We start from the raw sequence: 24,145 nt of genomic DNA, 5'->3' as shown, positions 1-24,145 counted from the left end.
AGGTCTTCAAAATGGAGATTTTTCGGCTTGCCTGTGTTTTATTACGATTGACTATTGTGCACGAATCTTGCGGGACTTCCCTGCAACTGAAGAAAAAGTATATTCAAATCCCTGACCATCGCTAATAAGAGATTGTTCTGGCAGATCGAGCGGAACGGCAGACCAAATTCGATATTCAGCGGTAACCGTAGAGTGAATCGTCGCTTCATCCAGCTTTCCTTGGCTCCAAGAAAGATCAACGGTAAAACCACCTCTTGCTCTCATCCCCCTTATGCTGCCTGAAGACCACTCCTTAGGAAGGGCAGGTAATAGTCGAAGTTCTGCTCGGTGGGATTGCAGCAGCATTTCTGCTACCCCTGCTGCTCCACCAAAATTGCCGTCTATTTGAAAGGGTGGATGGCAGTCTAAAAGATTCGAATACGTGGAGGAGGCTAACAGTTTAATTAAATGCTCATAGGCTTCCGCACCCATACCGAGACGGGCATAAAAGTTGACGATCCATGCCCTGCTCCAGCCGGTATGACCTCCACCTCCGTCAAGGCGGCGTTCAAGCGTTCGCCGGGCTGCTGCGGCAAGCTCAGGGGTGTGCCTCATGTCAATCTGTTCCCCCGGATGTAATGCGAACAACTGAGAAATATGCCGGTGACCTGCGTCTTGCTCTTCGTAGTCAAACAGCCATTCCTTAATCTGTCCATGACTGCCCACACTCGGCTGTGGAATGTGTTCAAGCGTCTCATGTAGTTCAGAGAGAAACATTGTATCTTCTTCTCCAATAATTAATGCCGCTTCCGAACAGGCGGATAGCAATGTATATGCGATTTGCAAATCCATGGATGGTCCCATACAGAGGCTGCCGCTGCTTCCGTCCGAAAGAAGGAAGCGGTTTTCCGGGGAGACTGAAGGCCCAGTAATTCGTAAGCCACCTTCCTCTACCATGTAATCAAGCAGAAAAATCGCTGCTTCCTTCATCAGTGGATAGGCCCTTTCCTTGAGAAAAGAAAGATTCAGTCCAAACCGGTAGTGTTCCCACAAATGAAGGCATAACCAAGCAGCACCCATTGGCCAGACCGTGCAGGTAATTAGGATGCCTTCTGGTCGGGTTTCCGCCCATAAGTTAGTGTTATGATGAGCAACAAAACCGCGACAGCCATACATTTCTTTTGCCGTTTCTTGACCGTTCAACTGCATCCGTTCGATCAAATCAAACAGCGGTTCATGGCATTCAGCCATATTTAGGACTTCGGCAGGCCAGTAATTCATCTGGAGGTTAATATTAATTGTATATTTTGATTCCCATGGCGGGGTAAAGCTATCATTCCATATGCCTTGCAGATTAGCAGGCAACGTACCTGGTCGAGAACTGGAAAGCAGTAAGTAGCGCCCATACTGTACATATAGTGCAACTAGTCCCGGATCACCAGACTCATTGGGATTGCTTCTTTCATCTTTTGCTTGCTGTAACCGCTGTAATCGCTTATCGGTAGGAAGCTCAGCGTACAGGTCTCCACCCCTAGTTAAATCGATTGAAAATCGAGCAAACCGGGACTTGTATTCCTCCTTATGCTGCTTTATTAGAGTTGCAAAAGACTGAGCCGTAGCTTGATCCAATTGCTCTAGACAGGCTTTTTCAGGTTGATCTACACGGAAGGTACTCTGCGCTGCCAGCATAAGGGTGACGGAGTCTGCCCCCTCAATAGAGATGTAATCCCCGATGAGCCTCTGGCGGCCCCCTTGTTGAACTGCCCTTAGTGCTGTGCAAAAGCGAACGCCATCCGCTCCGCATTCCCCATTCATTAAAACTGTGTTTGCAGGACCAGTGCTACAGCCGGTATCGAACGGACGACGCATAAGATTCGCAGCCAACGTGATCTTGCCAAGTCTGTCAGCTGTCAATCGGACTAGCAATACACCGTCCGGTTCACTTATAAAATATTGCCTGTAATAGCGAACCCCGCCACAACGGTACGATACCGTAACGACCGCTTGCTCCAAGTCGAGCTCCCGCTCGTATTTTTCTATAACCTCACTGGAATCCAGAAACTTTAAAATCAAATCTCCAAGTGGCTGGTACGGCTGCTCATATTTTGGTGAAGCAGTCATAGCCATTCGTGCCAAATGTTCTGCCTCCGCCTGCCTGCCGTCTTTCAGCATTTGCCGAATCTCTGTTAAATATGGCTGAGCTGCAGGATTAGCTGCACGTCCAGGGCCGCCGTACCAAATTGAATCTTCGTTAAGCTGGATTTTATCTTGGCCGATCATACCGGACACCATTGCCCCGAGGCGCCCATTTCCTATGGGAAGAGCCTCATTCCAATTTGACGCCGGGCTTGTATACCATAATCGAAGACGTTCTGATTCCTGCTTGGTTGCCGGTAATGCTACCTCTTGTTTCGCTCGTCTTCTTTCACTCAACTCTTGTTCACCTGGCCTTTCCTATTTTCAGTTCATATCATTCGTCAGTAACTCCACTTCCTATGCTACTCTTGATCCTGATGTCTCTCCATGGCATAGATTGTTAGGGGTTGTGTTTTTTTATGATCCAAACTAAAAAGGATGCGGAAAATTCCGCACCCTACTGTAAATTATTTTTTTATATTATTGAGCGCATTTCGACCTAAACGTTCCATCAGCTGCTGCTTGTAGAGACTATTAATGACGACATGTTGACCGCAACTGCACCAATATCCATCTTCACGGGGCCGGGAATCATAATCGTTAGGAAGCAGTCCGGGTATCTTGCTACCAACATGGCCAATGGCGTAGTTTTGAGCGGTTGGTGGCCGCTGTAAAGTGAGCTCTCCTTGTGTATTCCAAGTCACATAATTCGCACCTGCCCAGCCATGTCCGCTGCCTAACCACGCCCTATCCCGAATAGAGATGGGAGCTTTGATATTATCGAACAGGCCTCCGACTGACCAGCGATGATGAGGTTCACTGGTGTTATAATTTTTAACAGCTTCTCCATCCAGAAATACATTCGGCCCCGGTACCCAGCTATCGACGGTGAACGCATGCCGCGCCGTCTCTGTATAAATACGTTGAGCGAGATTTAGCTGGCCCATCTGATGTATGACATAACGGCGACCCCCAGTAACCACACTGATCATATCGTACATTTGACAGTCCTGAACCGTAACCCATTTGGAATAACGCTTCATTTGAACGAGAGAATAGGACAGATGGTAACCTCTCACCTCTCGAACCCAGCCATTCTTCACACTGTTGAACACGACGAAACGTTCAGCATGTTTTTCGTCCGCATAATAAGGATCTGTTGTATCGTTATCCATCTTAATATCTATAATGCTTGGGTCAAAATCGGACTCTACCCTCATTTTCTCTACCCCCACCTGCTGAATGCGGGCATGGTCTGTATATTTATAGATCTCTCCGCCGCCCCACTGACGTTCGATAGCATTCGCCAATGGGGCATCGACCGTAATCGTATTACCTACAATAGCAGTGATGACTCGGTCAAAATCCAGATTGAACGGTGACCATTGGGTTACGGTTCCACCCGGGCGCTTATAGATGTTATCCATACCAATTTCGTGAATCCAGTTTTTATTACCTATTCTGCGGACTATGATCTGATCGCCTACATTGTAAGCACCCCCGTCTTCTACATGGAAAGAACGCGAGCCTGAGGGCACATACAAATCTGAAATCATCTGCTTCGAGTTGCTGTCCAGCATAAGATCTGCATTTTCACCAATTTCAATTAGATTTCGCAGTTTCGCTCCGGTACCATAGAGAATAGTGCCCTCTTTGTCCTGACCTTCACCGCGAAGGACGATCCCGCTTGCTTTAATGAACAACGTGCCTCCGACTTCATATCTGCCTTTTTTCAAAAGGACTGCCCCGCGGAATCCGTTCTTATCGAGCGGGAGCATAGCCAACTGGTCAATTGCCACCTGAATACGGTCCGTCGCGTCTCCGTCCAAGGGTAGAACGGTCGACTTAACGGGAATATTCGGGATCTCAACACCACCACCCCTATAACCCGCATTAGAAAAGTCCAAGATCCGATTACCTCGATAATCACCGATATACATCATCATTCCATCGTTACCAAGGAAAGCGATTGTGCTCTGTCCCGCGGGGATGCTCTTTGGATCCAGCACGGTAAAATAATATGAGTCATACTGAGGAGCTTTTCCGTCCTGCTTGAGGGTCATTCGCAGTTCATAAGTACCCAGTAGATCAGCCGTGCCTAACGGTGTCCATTCCATTAACGAGTCTTTAACCATAGGAGTCTCAGGCAACTCAGTCACCAGTTTCGTTCTATCAAAAATCAATTCACCGGCAACCCTTCCGTTAACACACGGTGTGAAGGAAACCGTCGGGTACACCTGACTTGGATTGAGGATGGCTGGTTGGCCAATTTCAGTATTCATGTGCGTATGCTTCAATGTGGAATTAATAATAAAGAGTTCATCTCCTTTTCTATATTCACTCTCACATATCGGATACATATTACCTTGGCTTAAGAAGAATTAACATGTCATTTTTATCGATTGGAATGTGTTTTCTTATTCACCTATTTATGCAAACCCTTGCACCCGCATGGTGCTGAGCAACGATTAAGCCAAACTAAAGACAAGTTTCTAAAGGCACTAAATGGTAGATGAAAGTTTAGCTTAGGTAAAAAAAAGGCGCGATCCCCAAGGGTATCACGCTTTTAATCTAGCTTAGATTTCCTATAACTGGGTGTGGCACATAAGGCTCTTCCAGACTCGCTATTTCACTAAGCTCCAGCTTCACTGATACCGCTGCAACGGCGTCCTCCAGATGATTTGCTTTGGTTGCACCAATGATAGGCGATGTTACTTGCTCTTTTTGCAGAACCCAAGCAAGCGCTACTTGGGCACGTGGAATCCCGCGCTTTGCCGCAATTTCGGCAACTACCTCAACAACCTTGCGGTCAGCCTCAGCCATTTTTGCATAAAATGCCTTTCCGACTTCGTCTATCTCTGAACGAGCTGTTTGTTCATTCCAATCACGGGTTAGTCGACCTTTAGCAAGCGGACTCCATGGGATCACACCGATTCCTTCTTCCCGGCAAAGAGGCAACATTTCCCTTTCTTCTTCCCTGTAGAGTAGATTCAAGTAATTTTGCATAGAGACAAATTTAGTCCAACCGTTACGCTCAGCAACATGCTGTGCCTGCAAGAACTGCCAAGCATACATAGAGGACGCTCCAATATATCTAACTTTACCTGCCTTTACTACGTCATGAAGGGCCTCCATGGTCTCTTCGATAGGAGTGTCATTATCCCAACGATGGATCTGGTATAGGTCCACATAATCTGTGCCCAGCCGTTTTAGACTGTTGTCTATTTCGGTCATAATCGCTTTGCGTGAAAGTCCTGCTCCATTTGGTCCCTGATGCATCCGGAAAAACACCTTTGTAGCAATGACTACCTCATCGCGGCGAGCGAATTCTTTTAAGGCACGTCCGACAATTTCTTCGCTTGTTCCGTCAGAGTATACATTAGCCGTATCAAAGAAGTTGATGCCAAGCTCCAGTGCTCTTTTAATAAAGGGTCTGCTCTGCTCCTCATTTAGCGACCACGGAGCCATTCCACGTTCAGGTACTCCGTAACTCATACAACCAAGACAAATTCTAGATACATCCAAACCAGTACGACCAAGTTTTGTATATTCCATCAGTTTGTGTCTCCTTTAGATTTTGGGTTTGTTTACTCCTAAACTGCGGCGAATTTCCATATCTGGTGACTCGGCCAATTTAACAACTAATGCAGCCACACTTTTTCGCGACACTTCTCTCCCTTTAAAAGGTTCACCTTTCTGAGTTATTTCGTAGTCTATCTCGTCTTTATAGGTAAACCATCCAGGTCTCAAAATTGTATAGTTAAGATTTGAAGCTTCAATAATTTCTGCAGATTTACGATATGGATCCAATATACTGCTGTACTTCTCTCCTGGAACTTCATCGTAAATGCCCATTGAGCTGATAAAAATCAAACGTTTAAGACCAGTGGTGTTCATTGCTTCAACGATAGTCTTAGACATTTTCTCCAAATTACCTGCCAGATTAGCATAAACAACCTCTTGCCCGATCATCGCTTCTTTTAATTGCTCACTATCCAACACATCTCCTTCAACTACTCGAGCACGGCTGGATGTTATATGGCTTAATCTGTCCGAGTTACGGAGATAAAGTGTTAACCGGGCATCGGTTTCGTTCAAAAACAAATCAATCGCATGTCGTGCAATTCCGCCATTAGCGCCTAAGATCAAAACATTACTCAATTTCAAACCCCCTTTCTTAGTTCTAATTATGCGATAAATGAAGGGGACGCCGTTATCTCAATTATCTTAAATGATTGCCTATTCCTCTCACTATCACTAACACAAAAGATGTTTTTACTTTATAATTGAATAAGAACAAAACATTAGGAGGAGCACATGTCTAAAGAATTACTAGAGCGGAAAGAAGAACTCGCCAGATTGATTGAACATCATTCGAGCCAGGATGGAGTATATGAGACCGCTATCCCCTCATTGTTTGTGATTCGTAACTCCAATGTGACCGAGCCAGTATACAGAGTATACAAACCTTCTTTATGTTTCATTGCGCAGGGAACAAAGGAGATCTTATTGGCCAAGGAGCGTTTTGAGTATGGTCCCGCAAATTATCTAATATCATCAATGAATTTACCCGTTATCGGTCAGATTATAAAAGCTTCTCCCAACGCACCCTATTTAAGCTTTAAGCTAGAATTCACGCAGAGTCAGATTTTGAAAGTACTAAATGATTCCGAATTTAAACTCGCTCCGAAAGAAAATGCTAAGCGAGCTATGTATGTCGGGCAGATAGAGTTATCACTATTGGATGCGATCCTGAGATTGGTACGTTTGCTGGATGATCCCAAGGACATTCCGTTTTTGGCTCCGATTTATACTGATGAAATTCTATACCGGCTTCTGCAGGGACCCTATGGAGTTACACTCGCTCAAATTGCGATGGAAGGTAGCAGCACCTACCGCATTCGGGAGGCCATCGAACAGATTATCGAGAACTGTGATAAACCTTTGCGGATTGAAGAGCTTGCTGAAACAGCCAATATGAGTATTTCTTCGTTCCATAGACACTTCAAAGAGGTAACTGCCATGAGTCCTATTCAGTTTCAAAAGCATCTGCGCTTACAGGAAGCTCGCCGCCTTTTATTATCTGAATCAGCGGATGCAGCGGATGTCGCGTTCCGTGTTGGCTATGAAAGTGCATCACAATTCAGCCGCGAATATTCTCGGATGTTTGGTTCACCCCCTAGAGCAGACATCAAGCGTTTGAAGGAAAATATGCTCATAGGATAAAAGCGAACGTGTTCTTCATTCACAATATGGAACTATCCGCTAAAGACCAACATGTATAGGTAACCTTTGCGCACACGCTGATTCTATCGGGCTGGTCCTATCAGGTTTATCCTATCAGGCTTATCCTATCTGCTGATCACTATCGGACCCAGGGGACCTTAAACGCAGTATTATCTCACATTTGGGATGCTAAAGGACCGCATAGCCGCTATTTGCTCAAAAAACACTCAATATGAATCTATTTCGAAGTAATAGCTGCACTGGGGTCCGAAACTATGCTTAAAAAGTGATAAATACGCAAATAACGTCCTCTGAGTCCTTAAGCCCAAGAGGTTGATAAATACAAGCTGAGGGAGACAACCAACGACGACAAAAAAACAACGATATCCAAACAACAACAACAACAACCAAAAAACACAAAGCAGCGATTCATCCATACTTGGAGAATCGCTGCTTTGTGTTTTTCACAAGCTAACACTGCTTTTTCTGACGATCACGTAGCCGACCGCCTTTTATTTCTTTTGATAGCTAAACCAATCATAATAAGCAGTTGTTCCATAAGGAGAGTAGTTATACATGCCGAAGAATACTCCAGTAAATCCGCCTGCGACTTCAGTAGATATCAAGTGTGTCTCGGCTTCGCCAAGCAGATGCCATATTTGATCCACACCTCGATAGTAAAATATATATTTTTCAGGTAATACCTGGATTCTCAATTCTACCCCTGTTCCTTCGAAAGCCGAAGAATATGCCACATCACTAATGCTCCCTACCTGTCTGCGCAGCGTAATAACATTTTCACCTTCCATCTGCGTTAGTCCAATTGCGTAGTGATACTTCTGATCCATAAAAACTACAAGACCAGCTTCGTCACCCTCAAGAGGGCTAAATTCCATTTTGGTGGTAATTTCACAATTCAAATGCCGCTGTCTACAGCCAATAAAAGCAGGCGTACCCTTCTCATTTAATCTCACATCTGATCCACGTAAAGCTAGCCACCCTCCCCGTTCCTGCAATGACCAATCCACCTTATTAGCATTACGTATGAAATTCCAGCTCATTCTTAGGTCAGATTGATCAAAATCGTCGGTTTCAGGCTCTTCTTCCCACGGCATTGGTGAAGGCAGGTCAGCTTCCATTTCTAAACCAACCACTCCGTTATCACCAATCATTGGCCACCCCTCCTCCGTGCACTGAACAGGAGCCAAATATGTCTCTCTGCCAAGATGATGATGGTAAGGATAACCTACTGGTCGAATCCCCAGAAATACCGCCCACCAGCTACCATCCTGTGCTTCAACTAAATCGGCATGCCCTGTAGCTTGAATGGGGTAATCTGAACTTCGATGTGTCAAAATGGGATTGTGAGGAGACGATTCATAAGGCCCATATGGCGATCTACTTCTTGCAATAGTCTCCATATGTCCATATTCTGTCCCACCTTCCGCACACATCAAATAGTAGTAATCGTTTATTTTGTAAAGATGTGGACCCTCAGGGAATTTCCCTCCGCTGCCAGTCCAGATCAAGCGTGTATCGCTAAGCTTTTGACCCGTTTCAATATCAATCTCACATTGGTAGATCCCCATCCCTTGCTCGGAGCCTGTGCTTGTGAAATAAACCTTTCCATCGTCAAAAAACAAGGAGGGATCAATGCCTTCTTGCTCCACATAAAGTGGATTCGACCATTCGCCTGCCGGGTCATCCGCCCAAACGTAGAAATGACCTCCGCTATCCTGATTTGTCGTAACCATATAAAAACGACCGTTATAATAACGAAGAGTCGGCGCCCAAACACCTCCGGACACCACGGATTCATCAAATTGAAGCTGATTCTCACGAGTCAAACAGTACCCAAGCTGCTTCCAATGCACCAAATCCTTGCTGTGCCAAATGGGTATTCCCGGAGAATAGGCAAATGAACTGTTTACCAGATAATAATCCTCGTCTACTCTGCAAATGCTTGGATCTGGATAAAACCCCGGGATAATCGGATTGTTATATTTCATGTAGTATTCTCCTTCTCTATCTTAATCACTGAAACCTATGTCAAGGATTATACTGCTTCAACTGGATAGAACGCCTTGATTATTCGGTCCTAAAATAGCATGGTATAGACATTCATCTAGACAAGCTTTTGGAGGGTAACGAGTTGAGTGAATTTTATTTAAAATGGTTTACATCTGATCGTCAATTTCCATTTTTTATTCAATACGGCTATCACGACGAAGACACCGATCTACATAGACATGCGGACTTTTCAGAGCTCGTAATTGTATTGAGTGGCACAGCTACACATATTGTTAATACTGAGGAGTCTTTTATCAAAAAGGGAAATGTGTTTGTAATTAATGGTTCGACCCCGCATGCTTTTAAAGATCCTCAGGATTTCAAGATCTGCAATGTTATGTTTCAGCCTGAATTGCTATCGACGGCCGGAGCGGATTTGCGGACATCCAACGGCTTTCAAGCCTTATTTGTGTTGGAACCCCTGTATCGTCATAAACATTCCTACACAAGCAAACTCAGCTTGCCGATTCCTAACCTGGAGTATGTCTCTTTTCTCATTGCGGGCATGATTGAAGAATATCACAACAAGCTACAGGGTTATCAGACCATGCTGGGCTCCAAGTTTATGGAACTGGTCGTCTATTTGTCCAGACATTATGACCCACAGGAAAAAGGGATTCAGGGGAACCATCTGATGCATTTGGCGAATGCGCTCTCATATATGGAAGATCGTTATCTTGAGCCGTTAACACTGGATCAGATCGCCAAACATTCGGACATATCAGTCAGACACTTAAACCGGATCTTTCGCTCCTACTATCAGACAACCCCGATCGCTTATCTTCATCGTTTACGTCTGGAACGGGCTTGCGGGCTATTAAAGCATTCTAATCTCAGTATCACCCAAATCTCACATGAATGCGGGTTTAGTGATAGTAATTATTTTACTCGCCAATTCACTAAAATCTATGGGATGTCACCCAAGGTCTATAGGAACAAGCTTTGAGTGTAAAAAAAGAACACCAGGCAGCGATTCTCCTATTATTGGAAAATTACTCCCTGGTGTTTTTGAATTAATGCGCATTACCTGATCAGATTATGGGCAAGTGAATATAAACAGACTAATGGTCGCTAATCGCTTTTAACAAACCTTGGACTTGAAGCGATCGGAAGTTCCTCTCCGCATTCTTCTAGCTCTACGTCTTAATCGAATCTGGAAAATAACTGCATTCTATACACTTATTCCGTACGCAGAAAGAACCTTCATACTTTAACTGCACTTTATACAACTAAAAACAACCAAACCTACCTAATGGGTAGAAAATCAAGGAAATAGATGTACGAAGTACACTTATATCCCCGAGCTGAGTGATTTGAAGGAATATAGCTGTACAAAATACAGTTAAACGTTGGTAAACAACGCTGACTTCGGCTCTACGGGATTATCCTCCCCCATTGATTTTTTATTAATTAAAACCAACGATGGAATGTGGTACATAAGGCTCCTCTAAAAACGCAATTTCTTCAGAGGTTAAAGTAATGGATAACGCACCTACGGCATCTTCGAGATGCGATGTTTTTGTAGCCCCGATGATAGGTGCTGTAACTGGTTCTTTTTGAAGCAACCAAGCAAGAGCGATATGAATCCGTTGAACACCGTGTTTTTCGGCGATTGTCGCAACTCGCTCCACGACTAATTGATCGGTATCGGCAGTTCCATCATATTTAGATTTTTGAATCTGATCAGTTTCTGAACGATGAGTTGATACCGCCCAGTCTCGCGTAAGTCTTCCTGATGCAAGGGGACTATAGGGAATAACACCAATATTCTCTTCCTTACAAAGCGGCAACATCTCTCGTTCTTCCTCACGATAGATAAGATTGAGATGATTTTGCATAGATACAAATCGGGTCCAACCGTTTTTCTCCGCTACATATAACGCTTTTTGAAACTGCCAAGCATACATTGCTGAGGCACCTATGTATCTTGCCTTACCAGCCTTCACTACATCATGAAGAGCTTCCATCGTTTCTTCTATAGGTGTGTGATAATCCCAGCGATGAATCTGATATAGATCTACATAATCTGTTCCCAATCTCTTGAGACTCTTATCAATCTCACTCATAATTGCTTTCCGGGATAATCCTGCTCCGTTCGGACCTTCATGCATACGGTTAAAGACCTTAGTTGCTAAAACAATCTCGTCTCGATTGGCATAATCCTTAAGCGCTCGTCCAACGATTTCTTCACTCGTTCCATCGGAGTATACATTCGCTGTATCAAAAAAATTAATACCCAGGTCAAGCGCTTTTTTTATGATAACACGGCTCTGCTTCTCATCAAGCACCCATTGATGGATCCAACGTTCGGCAACGCCAAAGCTCATACAACCTAAACACAGTTGGGATACATCCAGCCCCGTTTTTCCAAGTTTTGTATACTTCATTTATCTCGAATCCACACTTTCCAATTAAATTGTAATATCCTATTGCCCTGTCTTAAAGGGTTACATATTAATTCATAAAACAGCTCCAACGCATACCGATGAAAAGGAACTGCGGAATAGTTAACACTTCCGGCAGTACATTGCACCTAATCGATGATTTAAACGGCGTTTGAATAAACTGAATTTATATTCAATCCTGGTCCATGTCAAGCCTATTAATCAAGTAATAACAGCATTTGAATCAAATCTTGTTCATCCGCCTCTTTCCGTGTAAGTCTGTGTCCGAAGATTGTTCATTTCATAAAATAGCTTAATAAGGTTTCTGCGCTTCTACTTGGGAATATGAGGTGACATGATGTTATTTTCTGCACAAGGGGTACCACCCCAAGGATATTACCAAAGCATCTGGGACTTTACTTCCCACAACGAAAACAGTACAAAGGAAGCGGGGAATGTCGTTCCTTTTGACTTCGGACGGGCGGCTGAGTTCAGAGCGCCTAAAAGCATTGAAACGAGCATTGCTCCAGCACTAACACCTTATTGTTTAAAGCCCTTTGGCGGATACGTTGCCACCATTTCCAGAGGGAAGGTATGGGGAGAATCTGGTGCTGTTCTAACACCAGAAGGGAAATTGATCTTTGATCTTTCCCAAGAATATGACGCCAAGCAATATAGGATGCTTGAAGCAGATGAGCACCCAGTGTTTCACCGGTGGAATGATCCGCAGCTTCAACATTTTGCCGGGACCGCGGCGGTGTTAACCTTTTGCGGAGCCCATAACTATTTTCATTGGATGTATGATGTGCTTCCTAGATTAGCGATGCTTCAATCGAGCGGAATCACTTACTCCACTATTATCATGAATCCAAATCCGTATGGACCCTTTGTGGAACAAACGTGGGCCATGCTTGGGATATCCGAGTCATTGGTGATCCGGACGAATTCAGAAGTATATGTTCAGGCTGACCGGCTACTTGTCCCTTCCTTAATGATGAATTCACATTATCCTCCTTGGACCACGGATACACTGCGAAGATTTTTGTTGCCGCATAGAGAAACAACACTAGTCACTCCAGAACGTTTTTATATCTCACGAAAAAAAGCAAGCTCAAGACGGTTGGTTAATGAAGATGATGTCATCCGCTGCCTTGAGAATTTTAATATCGTACCGATTTGTCTAGAGGACTGGACGGTTGCCCAGCAAATCCAATTATTCGCCTCAGCGAAAGTAATCGTAGGTCCACATGGTGCTGGACTCGCTAATCTGGCTTTTTGCCAGCCTGGAACACAGGTCATTGAAATTTTCCATGCCCAGCATGTTGTTCCAACCTATTGGATGATCAGCAACCATAATAATCTCGAATATTATATGGTGTACGGGCAAGGTGTACCCGATCCTGCGATTCGTTTTCCAGGACTGGAGGACATCTATGTGAACGTAGATCGTCTGAAACAAACGATGCATCTGGCAGGCTTGGAATGAGAAGAATGCTTACTACTTTCTCGAATTCAAAAAGCGCAAAGCATATTTTGCTTTGCGCTTTTTAAGAAACATAGATTTAATCACGCCGTGTTACATACTTCAACCATAGCCCATCATCCGCAAGTTTTTCTACACTCTTCAAGCTAAAATTTGCTGGGGGCTGTTGTTTCATAGATGCATCCATTTCAAATAAGGTCACAGAATTAGAGGCACCATCTGCGATGGGAACTATAACCAGGCTCAACTCATCAATTAAATCTTCATTCAGGAAAGACCCGTTTAAAATGCCCCCACCCTCCAGCATCAATTCATCGATTGAGAATAATTGATTACTTCAATGATATGATCCTCTGTTCTATTGTGACTTCCTTCTGAAATTCAAAACTCAAGATGCGCTTAAAAAGGCTGTTATTGTAAAGGTGCTCCTTATTTCCGAAATCGTTTCTTAAGCTTTCTTCTCGATGAGTTTAGACATGAAGTAACTACCACCGAAGGCATAAACGAAGGGTTACATGAAGAGGTTATTATTAGTTTTGTTGCATCGGCTTATGCAGGGGTAGTGGAATGGTGGTTCAAGAATGAAAGACCTGTGACCTATCAAGTCTTGGCCGAACAACTCGGAACGTTATTAGAGAGGAATTTATAAAAAAAAGCGGCGATTCTCCTATAATAGGTGAATCGCCGCTCTTTTTTATCGGGCATTAATTACGGCAATAGATTACACATCTTTTTAAGGACTTCGGACCCAGATGACGTTATTTGGTAGTTTTCAGCTCTTGAAACAGGGCTTCGGACCTCAAGGACGTTATTCCTTAGAAAGTGACTTATATTTTGTGTTTTTCATGCCAATAGCTGCAGTGGGGTCCTTTAATCTTCTGAAAATCAGAAAATCTTGCCTTTAAGGTCAGAGGAGTCCGATAAAAGCATCTACTTACAAATGTTATCAGTTCAAGTAAAGATTCTTTTAAATCGCTCGTTTGAACTGGGTATTGTACAGCTCGTAATAAACACCTTGCAGCGCAAGAAGCTCTTTATGACTGCCTTGCTCGGCAATTCCGCCACCCTGAATAACGAGTATACGATCAGCATCCTGGATGGTACTAAGCCTATGGGCGATCACAAAGCTTGTTCGTCCCTTCATTAGCTTTTCCATCGCCTGTTGAATATGCATTTCCGTACGCGTATCCACACTGCTGGTTGCCTCATCTAGGATCAAAATAGCTGGATCAGCTAGAATGGCGCGGGCAATCGTTAAAAGCTGACGCTGGCCGTGGCTCAAATTACTGCCTTCCGCATGGAGAATAGTCTCATATCCATGCGGCAGTCTATTGATAAAGGCGTCTGCATTGGCCAATCTTGCCGCTTCCTCTACCTCTTGGTCAGTCGCATCAAGACGGCCAAAGCGAATATTTTCCCGAATCGTTCCCGAGAATACATGCGCGTCCTGCAATACCATTCCCAATTGACTACGAAGTGCATTTTTATCCAGCTCTCCAATATCGCGGCCATCAATGAATATGGAGCCGCCGCTCAAATCATAGAATCTGATCAGCAAGTTGACAATGGTCGTTTTTCCAGCACCCGTTGGGCCGACAAGCGCAATTTTCTCTCCGGGTTTTGCTTCAAACGTAACCCCACTCAGAATTGGTGAATCCGGCTTGTAAGCAAATGAAACGTCCTTGAAAACAACGTTCCCTTTTAACCTTGGCAGATCGTCACTTTGTTCATCACCGTCACCGTATTCGGATGGCATATCCATAACTTCAAACACACGCTCCGCACCAGCAATTGCCGACTGAATTAGATTGTACTGGTTAGCAAGATCGGAGATCGGTCGTCCGAACTGTTTGGAATACGTAAGGAAGCTAACGATTACGCCAACCGTAGCCATATTATGAAAAGCCATCCAGCCACCCACCCCGGCAATGATCGCAAATCCAAGGTTATTAATCATGTTCATAACCGGTCCCACTAATCCGGAAACAATTTGTGCCTTAATGCCGACTTTATTCAACTCTCCACTGATTTTGCGGAACCGTTTCACTTCTGTCTCTTCCCTGCTGTATTGTTTGACTACTTTTTGTCCGCTGATGGTTTCTTCGATAAATCCACCCAACTCACCTAGATGGCGTTGCTGATTTTTAAAATAAGTTCGACTTAAACCTATGATTTTACGGCTGGACAATAACACAAGAGGGATCGTTATCAGTGAAACTACGGTCAACGGAACGTTCATCATTAACATGATCACTAGTGAACCGCTTAGGGTGATCAAACTGTTTAATAACTGGGTCACACTCTGATTAAGTGTACTGGATACGCTCTCTATGTCGTTGGTTGCCCGGCTCATTAGTTCTCCGTTAGCTTGCGTGTCAAAAAACTTAATCGGTAGCTGTTGATATTTGCTGAACAGATCACGACGCAGCTCAAACACGGTATTCTGTGAGACGGATGTCATAACATAGGCTTGCACCCAAGCAACCACACTGCTTAGACCATAAATACCTATTAGGAGTAGACAAAAGCGAATAAGACCCTGATAATCGTGAGGAATTACGGCAGTATCAATCGCTTTACCGATTAGATAAGGCCCGATCAACGAAAGGATTGCATTCAACACTGTAAATACATACACAATGATTAACCCGAACCGCTGGCGGTTCAAATACATCCAGATGCGTTTGAGTGTTCCCGCTTGATTCTTAGCGCGTACGATCGGCACAGCTCCGCCGCGTCCAGGGCCAGATCCCGGTCCAGATCCAGGTCCGAATCCGCCTGATCGATTAAAAGGAGTGGTGTTCATGCCATTATTAAGCTTTGACATAAGGCACCTCCTCTCCCTTCATCTGTGATCTCCAGATATCTCTGTATATTTCACTGCTGTTCATAAGTCCATCATGTGTACCTTGTACAGCAATTCGGCCGTTTTCTAATACCAGAATACGATCAGCATCAATTACAGAGGTGACACGCTGAGCTATCAAAATATTCGTGCTGCTGCGCAGCCGTGTTTTTAACATCTGCCGGATTCGTGACTCTGTCGCTGCATCGAGCGCACTAGTGCTGTCATCCATAATGAGGATTGTTGGCTGAATTAAAAGTGCCCGTGCAATCGAAAGCCGCTGCTTTTGCCCACCGGACAGGTTAATGCCACGCTGGCCGAGCTCTGTATCGTAACCCTGTGGAAGTTCTAAAATGAAACTGTGAGCTTCAGCGGCTATTGCTGCTTCTTCCACTTCCTCATCTGTGGCATCCGGTCTGCCGTATCGGATATTATCGCGGATAGTACCGCTGAACAGAATAGCCTGCTGCATAACATATCCGATTCTGCTACGCAAATCTTCCAGAGCAATCATACGAGTGTCGGAGCCATCAATTGTAATGGATCCAGAGGACACTTCGTAAAACCGGGGAATGAGGCTGACCAATGATGATTTACCAGTACCGGTGGCACCAAGAATGGCCACTGTTTCTCCTGGCTCCGCAGTGAAATTAATATCGTCTAACACTAGATTTTCATCAGAAGGATCATAAGCAAAAGATACATTGTCAAATACAATCCGACCGTTGTGTATGGCATCTTTTTTAGCGTTGGCAACTTCTTTAATCTCACTAATGGTGGAAAATACTTCATTCTCCCGATCGGCAGAAACCTTGGCTCGTGAGAAGAAGGTCAACATATTGCTTAACATCAGCATTGACATCAACAATTGGGTTATATAGTTAATAAAAGCGATCAGCTGACCAACTGGCAGCCCACCGTTCCAGCTTTGCACTCCCCCAAACCATAGTACAGCAACAATACTGGCATTTAGTACAAGCATCATTAGCGGCATATTTAATGACATTAACCGTACCGCTTTTATCGCAATTTCTGTATAATCCTTGTTAGCTGTATTAAAGCGTTTCTGTTCATGGTTAGCGCGGACGAATGCTTTGACTACACGAATGCCTGATAAATTTTCCTGCAACACTGTGTTCACACCGTCTAATTTGACCTGCATTTTCTGAAACAAAGGAAAAGAAAGTCGGATTAACCCATACAAAATTAAACTCAAGAGTGGCACGGCAACGGCTAGGATGAGGGTCAGCATAGGACTTATCCGAATCGCCATCACCAAGCTTCCGACTAATAGCAAGGGAGATCGAATACTCCGCAAAATCATTTGCACAAAGGTTTGCAGCTGTACCACATCATTTGTTAATCGTGTAATCAGTGAGCCCGTCTTCAATTGATCCAGGTTCTTATTAGAAAATTTCTGAATATGTTCAAACAAGCTAATCCGCAAATCATTTCCGAAGTTTTGAGAAGCAATACTCGAAAAAATAGTGCAGCCCACCCCACCAATTAGACCGATAAACGCTACACCAAGCATAATCAGTCCGGTCGAGAAAATATGAGACAAGTCTTTTGTCATGACACCCTTATCCACAATGCTCGCCATGAGCGTGGGCTGCAGTAAATCCATAGTCACTTCGACCAGCATCAGCAATGGTGCCAACACACACCACACCCAATATGGCCTCAAATAATGCTTAAGCTTCCACATTCCGCCACCTTCAATTGTTTAAGATAAATACGTGATTTTAGAACTAATCGGTGTTCTGGGTTTCGCATTCGGCACTTCCTCCGGATACCCCATTCCAAATATCCCAATAACATCGTAATTTTCTTGAACACTAAGAATCTCACGATTATGGGGCAAAGCCCCCAGCGAAGCCCAATACGTACCTACACCTGCTTCATGTGCAGCTAATAAGAAATTTTGTACGAAACAAGCAGCAGCCATAACATTCTCATCGCATTCAAACGCAGTTGCGGCAGGCTTAGACAGAACTGCAAAAACAACAGGTGCGTTGCCAAAATCCGTCTTATGCTTTAATTTCGCTCTAGTATTGGGTCCGATGAAAAGAAGCTCCCAAGGTTCGGTCATACGATGATTAGGAGCGTAACTTGCAGCCTCCAGCCATGAATGTAACTCCTCTTCACGAATTGGAGTCTGTTTGAATTGTTTTGTACTTCTACGGGTTTTAATGAGCTCAGTTATTTTCATCTTTTTCTTTACTCTCCTCTTTATTAACATTTGATGTTGTATCTTCTGGAGCGATCTCATGAATCTGAAAGATTTGTTTAAACTCTTCAATGATCGCTTCCGTTGCTTTTAATTCACCGCTAACCACTTGTTTAATCGATTCAAGCTCAGGCTGATTTAACTGCCGCTGTAATGTAGCCCGGTTAACCATAAGCTTATCTAAAAAAGCGATGGCTCTGCCACGGCGAAAAGTTTGAGCACTTTTAGGATGTGGATCCATTGATTCCGTCATCCCATGTTTCATAAAGCCACGATCTCTGTGTTCGCCACGTCCCTCACGATCTCTGTGCTCTCCATGTTCCCTATGACCGCCACGTTTGCCGACATGTCCTTCACGCATTTTATTTCCTCCTTTTGCGGTGTATACATTTGTATACGCGCTCTTCATGTATACAAATGTATACGATAGAAACCATTTCTGTCAAGATCATTTTTCCATTTTGTAACATCATTATTGCTTACTTTATATCTATAAAAACAATAAAAAACCCGCATAAAGTGCGGGCTTAAAGAGAAAAATTATCAAATTCAACGGAGTGATTTATAGGGAAAAGCTATTTTTCTTATACTCCTGAACGGATACTCCCATTACTTTTTTAAAACAGTTACTGAAGTAAAATGGATCTTTAATGCCGACCTTTTCAGCAATTTGATAAGCTTTCCAATCCGTTTCATTCAGAAGCTTCACCGCTTTTTCCATTCTGCACTTGAGAAGATAATCCGTAAAGCTAATCCCTGTGTCCTGCTTAAAGATCCGGCTAAAGTAACTGGAATTCATGTGGAATTTATTCGATACATAGGATAAAGACATCTCCGGAATGTGCATCTCCTGTTGAATAAATTCTTTAACTTCATGGATAATATTATTAGTTTTTTTGCTTCGTGCCCGGGTTACTTGAGAGGTTATCTTCTCTGTGAGTTCAAGTAATGTCTGTTGCATGTCTGGCAGGCTATCGAGCTCAAAAATCCTTTTATATGGCGAAATATCGAAAGAAAGATTATTATCTAGTATAACTCCCATTTCAGCGAGTGAATTGATTAATGTGGAGACAAATTGGGCCGAAACCAGCCTAGCTCGTTCCACAGAAAAAGCCTTGGACTTCTCCAAATCCTGAAACATTTTCTCAATGGATTGCACAGCCTTGTCTAAGACACCAGCTTTTACAAAAAACAAAATTTCCTCAATTTCATTCGTCTTAGCTTCCCAGGATCGGCCCCCGAAATGAATTTCATCATTAAAAAAATAGATGGCGTTACTGCCCTTTAACTTACCATATCTAACTGCCTCCAGCGCCTCTTTATAGGATTCTTTGATCCTATTGAAATCCGTACAGGTACTACCTACGCCAATGCAAGCTTTACATCCAAGCTTTTCATGGAGCGATTGGGCCAGCCACTCTCCAATCTTCGTAAGATTCTGATTATCTTTTCTATTAAGAAGGACAATCCGTTGACTGTTATCAAAAAAAACTTCGATTCCCTCATACTCTTCAAGCGCGTAATCAATAAACCTCTTACAACGCAAAGACTGTAGGATTCGTTGTTCCTCCCCTTCTTCTAAGGGAATTTGAAGTTCAATAAGCATGATTGAAAACAAGCTGTTCGCTGATTCAGGAAAAAAGTAATGGAATCGGCTATCCAACTGATCGGGGTCCCAGAGGCCTGATAGCAAATCATTTAGAAATTTTTCTTTTAGTTGAACGGCGTTTTCATTTAACTGTCGGTTCAGCTCCTGATATTCGTTCCACCGCTCTGTCTCTTCCCGGATTTTTCCATGAAGATCTACCGCAACTCTTCGTACCTCCTCGGCTTGGAGCGGCTTCAAGATAAAATTTTGCACTCCAATGTCCAGGCTTCTTTTTGCATATTCGAATTCGGGATGTGCAGTGATGATCACAATTTTGACTAGCGGATACCTTTCTTTTATCAACCGGCTTAATTCCAGTCCATCCATAAAAGGCATACTGATATCTGTAAATACTACATCCGGTTTCATGGTTTCGATCAGATCTAACGCTTCGCTTCCATTCGAGGCCTCACCTACGAATCTGTAACCAACTGCTTGCCAATCTATAATGATGGGAACAATTTTTCTCGCATTAATTTCATCATCCACAATAATGGCTCTGAGCAGTTCAAGCTCCATGACTATTCCCCTCCTCAAGCGGTAGTTCCAATTCAATCCGAGTTCCTTCTCCCGGTGCACTGACCAAACTACAATTCATGTCCGCCCCATAGTACAGCTTCAAACGCATCAAAGTACCGCGCAACCCAAAACTGGACTCATTTTGCCCATAGGGCTCAGCTTGCATTTCCCGACGTTTATCTTCATTCATCCCCACACCATCATCTTCCACGACTAGCTTCAGTCGATTCCCCTGAATACGGGCAAGGATGCGAATCTTACCACACTCCCCTAAAGGGCGAATACCATGATAAAGCGCATTTTCTACAAGCGGCTGAAGCGTCAATTTGGGTATCCGAACATACTCAGCTTCTTCCGGCACCTCAATTTCACTGATGAAAATTTCTGGATAGCGAATATTTTGTATACTCAGATAACTTTTAGTGATCTCTACTTCTTCTCTTAACGTTACTACATCACTGCCCTTACTAAGACTCTGACGATAGAAGGCTGCAAGCTCAGAAATAATCTGGTACGCCTCATTATTATTTCCTGACAAAGTTAAATAGCCAGCTGATTCTAACGTGTTATATAAAAAATGTGGTTTAATTTGCTGCTGCAAAATATCCAATTCGAGTTTCCGAATCAATTTCTGTTCTTCTTTCTCCCGCTTAAGCGCTTGCTCAATGGTCATAATCATATTGTTATACCTATCTTTCAACTGGTTCAGCTCATCCGTTCTCGCCTCGTACCGAACCAAACTGAACTCTCCAATCTCCACTTTTTTCATGGATCGCAGCATATGTAAAATAGGTGTAGTAATGAATCTAGAAATCCAGACGGAACCTAAAAATATAGAAATGAAATTAAACAACATAATCATTAACAGCATCAGATTAAATTGACGATAGGGGCTTTCCCATTCCCCCAAAGGCTGAGCGCTAGTAAACCTCCAACCACGATCCATTGAAACCAGAGAAGAGATCAGATAATTATGATCTTTGATCTTTACGATTTTGCTACTGCCGAGCGGCACATCAAGCATAGAAGAGTTTGTATAAGTCGATAATTCAGGCCGTGTAAAATCAAGGAGTGTCTCATATCCAGTTTCGATCATTAAATCAGGTTTATTATCGTTGATCGAACGTTCATAGCTTTTTTTTAGCTCCTGAACTGTAATGTTCACGACTAATACTCCTATTTTCTTAGAAGTGTTCATGTCGTTTACGATGCGAATCAGAGAAATATATTGTGGATCCTGCTGGGGTTCCTTCGTCTCAAAATTGAAGATACCTCCGGCATTTTTCCTCCAAATTGCTTTTCCGTCTAAGGCGACCGCCTCGGAGTACCATTCCGCTGACTCGATCCCATCCGTTCTGATCGGTTTTGCTGACTGCAAATCAATCGCAAACTTACGTCCTGCATTATCGAATAGATAGACAGAAGAGATAGAGGGCTCTGCGAGCATAAAATCTGACAGAGCAACCTCTAGCTTGTAAGTTAAAATTCCGATGTCGTTACCCGCCAGATCACTGCCCAAAATTTCCTGAACCGTATTGTTCGACACGATCATCTTGGAATAATTATTCGTGCTGTCAAGAAGTGATTCGATTCCGGAATTCATGGCGTTCAAGGTTTGAAGCGATACCTCACCTACCTTTTCCTCGGTGAATTTCTCATTGATTCGTTGGTACATAATACCGCTTGCAATCATGGAAACCACTAATAAGGCCAAGTAGTAAAAAACGATTTGTGATCGGATACGTGCAAACCTCATCGGTAACCTCCTGGCCGACATTAAGCGAATACGGACTTTTATTTATAGCTTCTTCAATACGACACTAGTATAGCATTTTTCGAAAGATTCCTATCCCATTGCTTTAACCCTTAACTGCCCCGGCAATAATGCTTTTTTGGACTTGATTACTTAGGAACAAGTAGATAATGATCATGGGTAGTGTAGCCACAACCATTCCTGCGAACATAGGTCCAAATTCTGTGGCATAGGCACTTTTAAACGAATTGATGGCGACGGTAATTGTTGCTAAGTCAGGATCATTAATGAATGTATTGGCAAACATCAGTTCGTTCCAAGCGGATAAAAAAGTAAAGATGGAAGTGGTTACGATAGCCGGCTTTACAAGCGGAAGCATAATACGGAAAAAAACCTGATAAATATTACAGCCGTCTACAACGCTGGCTTCTTCCAACTCCCCTGGCAGCGCTCTAAAGAAACCAATCATGATAAAGATTGTAGTAGGAAGTGCACTAACGGTATAAGGAATGATTAAGGCCCAAGGCGTATTCAGCAAGCTTGTCATTTTTAACATCTGAAAGACAGGTAGCAGCGTAGCATGAACGGGGATCATCAATCCCAGCATGAAGAAAGTAAGCACCACATTATTAAGCTTCCACTTCATTCTTGCGACAGCAAAAGAAACCATTGCCGATAACAGAGCAGAAATAATGACAGTTACCGTTGTATACATAAGGCTGTTCAAAAAGTTACGTGCGATATTCGCCTTAAAAAGTGCGTAGTCGTAGTTCGCCCACCGCCACTCATTAGGCAAGCCCATCACATTTGAGCCTGTAATTTCTATGTTTGTTTTAAAGGAGGAAAATACAAGCCACACGAGCGGATACAGTTGAATAACTGCGAAGATTAGAAACGCAATCTGCAAAACAACCTTTGGCCAGCGGCGGTTATGTGTTGTTGTCATTAGCTCTCCTCCTTATCATCGTAGGTTCTGATCAGTTTTTGTAGAACTAAGTAGAAAAAGAGACATTCCACAACCATAAACACGGCCATCGCGCTGCCGTACCCATACATATTGCGATTAAAAATCGACGAATACATCAATGTACTTGGAACACTAGTTTCCGGTGTAGGGTAGCCATTGGTCATAATGAAGACTAAATCGAAAAACTTCAATGATCCCAAAACAGCAAATATGACGCATACCTTCAGGATCGGTGAAATAAGTGGAATAGTGATAGAGAAGGCGGTTCTTATACTTGATGCTCCGTCAATTTTCGCAGCCTCGTACAAATCTTCAGGAATCCCTTTGATGGCAGCGTACATTAGAAGCATATGGTAGCCGATATATTGCCAAACGATTGGAATCATAACACTTATTAGTGCAGTTCCGCTTTCCGTTAACCAATCATGTGTCCAGGAGGACAAGCCTAGTTGATTGAGTATCGTATTCAGCAAGCCATATTCAGGCTGATAGATTTTCAGAAACATAACCCCGATGACAGAGGAGGATACCAAGACTGGAATGAAATACAAAGTACGATACAGCTTTTCACCCCACACCCCTCTGGCAAGAACCAGAGCGAGCACCAGAGCTATCGGAAGTTGCATGAAAACAGAAAGAACTGCCAGATACAACGTATTAAGTATCGAATGATTAAAATCCATGCCGTACGTATCTGCAAAAAATAAATCCTTATAAGAAGCTAAACCAATAAATTTAGCCGGTTGTATCCCATCCCAGTCCAGCAGACTGTAATACATAGACTGAAGGATCGGGAAAAAACCGACAAGAATGTATAAAATCAAAGCAGGAACAACAAATACGGCGATAGCCTTTTTGTTTCCGAATACTTGATGCATGCTTCACTCCACCTTAAATCGATCAGG

Annotated in this window: 18 protein-coding genes and 1 pseudogene; 4 read left to right on the top strand and 15 right to left on the bottom strand. The window is 43.4% G+C overall.

Going from position 1 to position 24,145, the window contains the following annotated elements:
* Nucleotides 1-51: 51 nt before the first annotated feature.
* The 4 genes from MKY54_RS15295 to MKY54_RS15280 form a co-directional block, all read right to left on the bottom strand.
* Nucleotides 52-2,412, bottom strand: coding sequence for a glycoside hydrolase family 95 protein (locus MKY54_RS15295; protein WP_339191056.1), 2,361 nt, complete (start codon nucleotides 2,410-2,412; stop codon nucleotides 52-54).
* Between the two features lie 170 nt (nucleotides 2,413-2,582).
* Nucleotides 2,583-4,397 (bottom strand): hypothetical protein, encoded by a 1,815-nt coding sequence (locus tag MKY54_RS15290; protein WP_143762371.1) that lies wholly within the window; start codon nucleotides 4,395-4,397, stop codon nucleotides 2,583-2,585.
* Nucleotides 4,398-4,686: 289 nt separating this feature from the next.
* The gene (locus tag MKY54_RS15285; RefSeq protein WP_339191053.1) at nucleotides 4,687-5,670 is read right to left on the bottom strand and encodes an aldo/keto reductase; all 984 of its coding nucleotides are present in this window, start codon (nucleotides 5,668-5,670) and stop codon (nucleotides 4,687-4,689) included.
* Between the two features lie 15 nt (nucleotides 5,671-5,685).
* Nucleotides 5,686-6,276, bottom strand: coding sequence for an SDR family oxidoreductase (locus MKY54_RS15280; RefSeq protein ID WP_339191050.1), 591 nt, complete (start codon nucleotides 6,274-6,276; stop codon nucleotides 5,686-5,688).
* 156 nt (nucleotides 6,277-6,432) lie between these two features.
* On the opposite strand from MKY54_RS15280, the gene MKY54_RS15275 reads away from it, so the two are divergent.
* Nucleotides 6,433-7,341 (top strand): AraC family transcriptional regulator, encoded by a 909-nt coding sequence (locus MKY54_RS15275; protein ID WP_076190385.1) that lies wholly within the window; start codon nucleotides 6,433-6,435, stop codon nucleotides 7,339-7,341.
* Nucleotides 7,342-7,853: 512 nt separating this feature from the next.
* Here MKY54_RS15275 and MKY54_RS15270 read toward each other — a convergent pair.
* Nucleotides 7,854-9,350 (bottom strand): glycoside hydrolase family 43 protein, encoded by a 1,497-nt coding sequence (locus tag MKY54_RS15270; RefSeq protein WP_339191047.1) that lies wholly within the window; start codon nucleotides 9,348-9,350, stop codon nucleotides 7,854-7,856.
* Between the two features lie 143 nt (nucleotides 9,351-9,493).
* On the opposite strand from MKY54_RS15270, the gene MKY54_RS15265 reads away from it, so the two are divergent.
* Nucleotides 9,494-10,357: an AraC family transcriptional regulator gene (locus MKY54_RS15265; protein ID WP_076125669.1), complete on the top strand. Its 864-nt coding sequence runs from the start codon at nucleotides 9,494-9,496 to the stop codon at nucleotides 10,355-10,357.
* A gap of 460 nt (nucleotides 10,358-10,817) precedes the next feature.
* Here MKY54_RS15265 and MKY54_RS15260 read toward each other — a convergent pair whose 3' ends face one another.
* On the bottom strand, nucleotides 10,818-11,798 hold the full coding sequence (locus MKY54_RS15260) for an aldo/keto reductase (RefSeq protein ID WP_076125870.1): 981 nt from the start codon (nucleotides 11,796-11,798) through the stop codon (nucleotides 10,818-10,820).
* Between the two features lie 355 nt (nucleotides 11,799-12,153).
* On the opposite strand from MKY54_RS15260, the gene MKY54_RS15255 reads away from it, so the two are divergent.
* A complete protein-coding gene (locus MKY54_RS15255; RefSeq protein WP_076190386.1) occupies nucleotides 12,154-13,281 on the top strand; it encodes a glycosyltransferase family 61 protein in 1,128 nt (375 codons plus the stop codon).
* A gap of 76 nt (nucleotides 13,282-13,357) precedes the next feature.
* Here MKY54_RS15255 and MKY54_RS15250 read toward each other — a convergent pair whose 3' ends face one another.
* On the bottom strand, nucleotides 13,358-13,585 hold the full coding sequence (locus tag MKY54_RS15250) for a dihydrofolate reductase family protein (protein ID WP_051490997.1): 228 nt from the start codon (nucleotides 13,583-13,585) through the stop codon (nucleotides 13,358-13,360).
* A gap of 120 nt (nucleotides 13,586-13,705) precedes the next feature.
* On the opposite strand from MKY54_RS15250, the pseudogene MKY54_RS15245 reads away from it, so the two are divergent.
* Nucleotides 13,706-13,927 (top strand): annotated as a pseudogene (locus MKY54_RS15245) (TetR-like C-terminal domain-containing protein); the annotation flags it as partial.
* Between the two features lie 318 nt (nucleotides 13,928-14,245).
* Here MKY54_RS15245 and MKY54_RS15240 read toward each other — a convergent pair.
* From MKY54_RS15240 to MKY54_RS15205, 8 genes are all read right to left on the bottom strand, one after another.
* Nucleotides 14,246-16,105, bottom strand: coding sequence for an ABC transporter ATP-binding protein (locus MKY54_RS15240; RefSeq protein ID WP_076125678.1), 1,860 nt, complete (start codon nucleotides 16,103-16,105; stop codon nucleotides 14,246-14,248).
* Nucleotides 16,092-17,831 (bottom strand): ABC transporter ATP-binding protein, encoded by a 1,740-nt coding sequence (locus MKY54_RS15235; protein ID WP_076125680.1) that lies wholly within the window; start codon nucleotides 17,829-17,831, stop codon nucleotides 16,092-16,094. Before MKY54_RS15235 ends, MKY54_RS15240 begins: the two co-directional genes overlap by 14 nt.
* 18 nt (nucleotides 17,832-17,849) lie before the next feature.
* On the bottom strand, nucleotides 17,850-18,335 hold the full coding sequence (locus tag MKY54_RS15230; RefSeq protein ID WP_339191043.1) for a nitroreductase: 486 nt from the start codon (nucleotides 18,333-18,335) through the stop codon (nucleotides 17,850-17,852).
* Nucleotides 18,322-18,714: a hypothetical protein gene (locus tag MKY54_RS15225; protein WP_076217567.1), complete on the bottom strand. Its 393-nt coding sequence runs from the start codon at nucleotides 18,712-18,714 to the stop codon at nucleotides 18,322-18,324. Before MKY54_RS15225 ends, MKY54_RS15230 begins: the two co-directional genes overlap by 14 nt.
* A gap of 201 nt (nucleotides 18,715-18,915) precedes the next feature.
* Nucleotides 18,916-20,520 (bottom strand): response regulator, encoded by a 1,605-nt coding sequence (locus tag MKY54_RS15220; RefSeq protein WP_339191040.1) that lies wholly within the window; start codon nucleotides 20,518-20,520, stop codon nucleotides 18,916-18,918.
* On the bottom strand, nucleotides 20,510-22,276 hold the full coding sequence (locus MKY54_RS15215) for a sensor histidine kinase (protein ID WP_076125688.1): 1,767 nt from the start codon (nucleotides 22,274-22,276) through the stop codon (nucleotides 20,510-20,512). Before MKY54_RS15215 ends, MKY54_RS15220 begins: the two co-directional genes overlap by 11 nt.
* Before the next feature lie 103 nt (nucleotides 22,277-22,379).
* On the bottom strand, nucleotides 22,380-23,219 hold the full coding sequence (locus tag MKY54_RS15210) for a carbohydrate ABC transporter permease (protein ID WP_076125690.1): 840 nt from the start codon (nucleotides 23,217-23,219) through the stop codon (nucleotides 22,380-22,382).
* Nucleotides 23,219-24,118, bottom strand: coding sequence for a sugar ABC transporter permease (locus MKY54_RS15205; RefSeq protein ID WP_076125692.1), 900 nt, complete (start codon nucleotides 24,116-24,118; stop codon nucleotides 23,219-23,221). The genes MKY54_RS15210 and MKY54_RS15205 overlap by 1 nt, the downstream gene beginning before the upstream one ends.
* Nucleotides 24,119-24,145: the final 27 nt, after the last annotated feature.

The sequence above is a fragment of the Paenibacillus sp. FSL P2-0121 genome (assembly GCF_037975345.1).
GTDB classification, from domain to species: Bacteria; Bacillota; Bacilli; order Paenibacillales; family Paenibacillaceae; genus Paenibacillus_AQ; species Paenibacillus_AQ odorifer.
The sequence above is the reverse complement of the archived record's forward strand: the minus strand, read 5'-3'. Positions and strand labels throughout refer to the sequence as shown.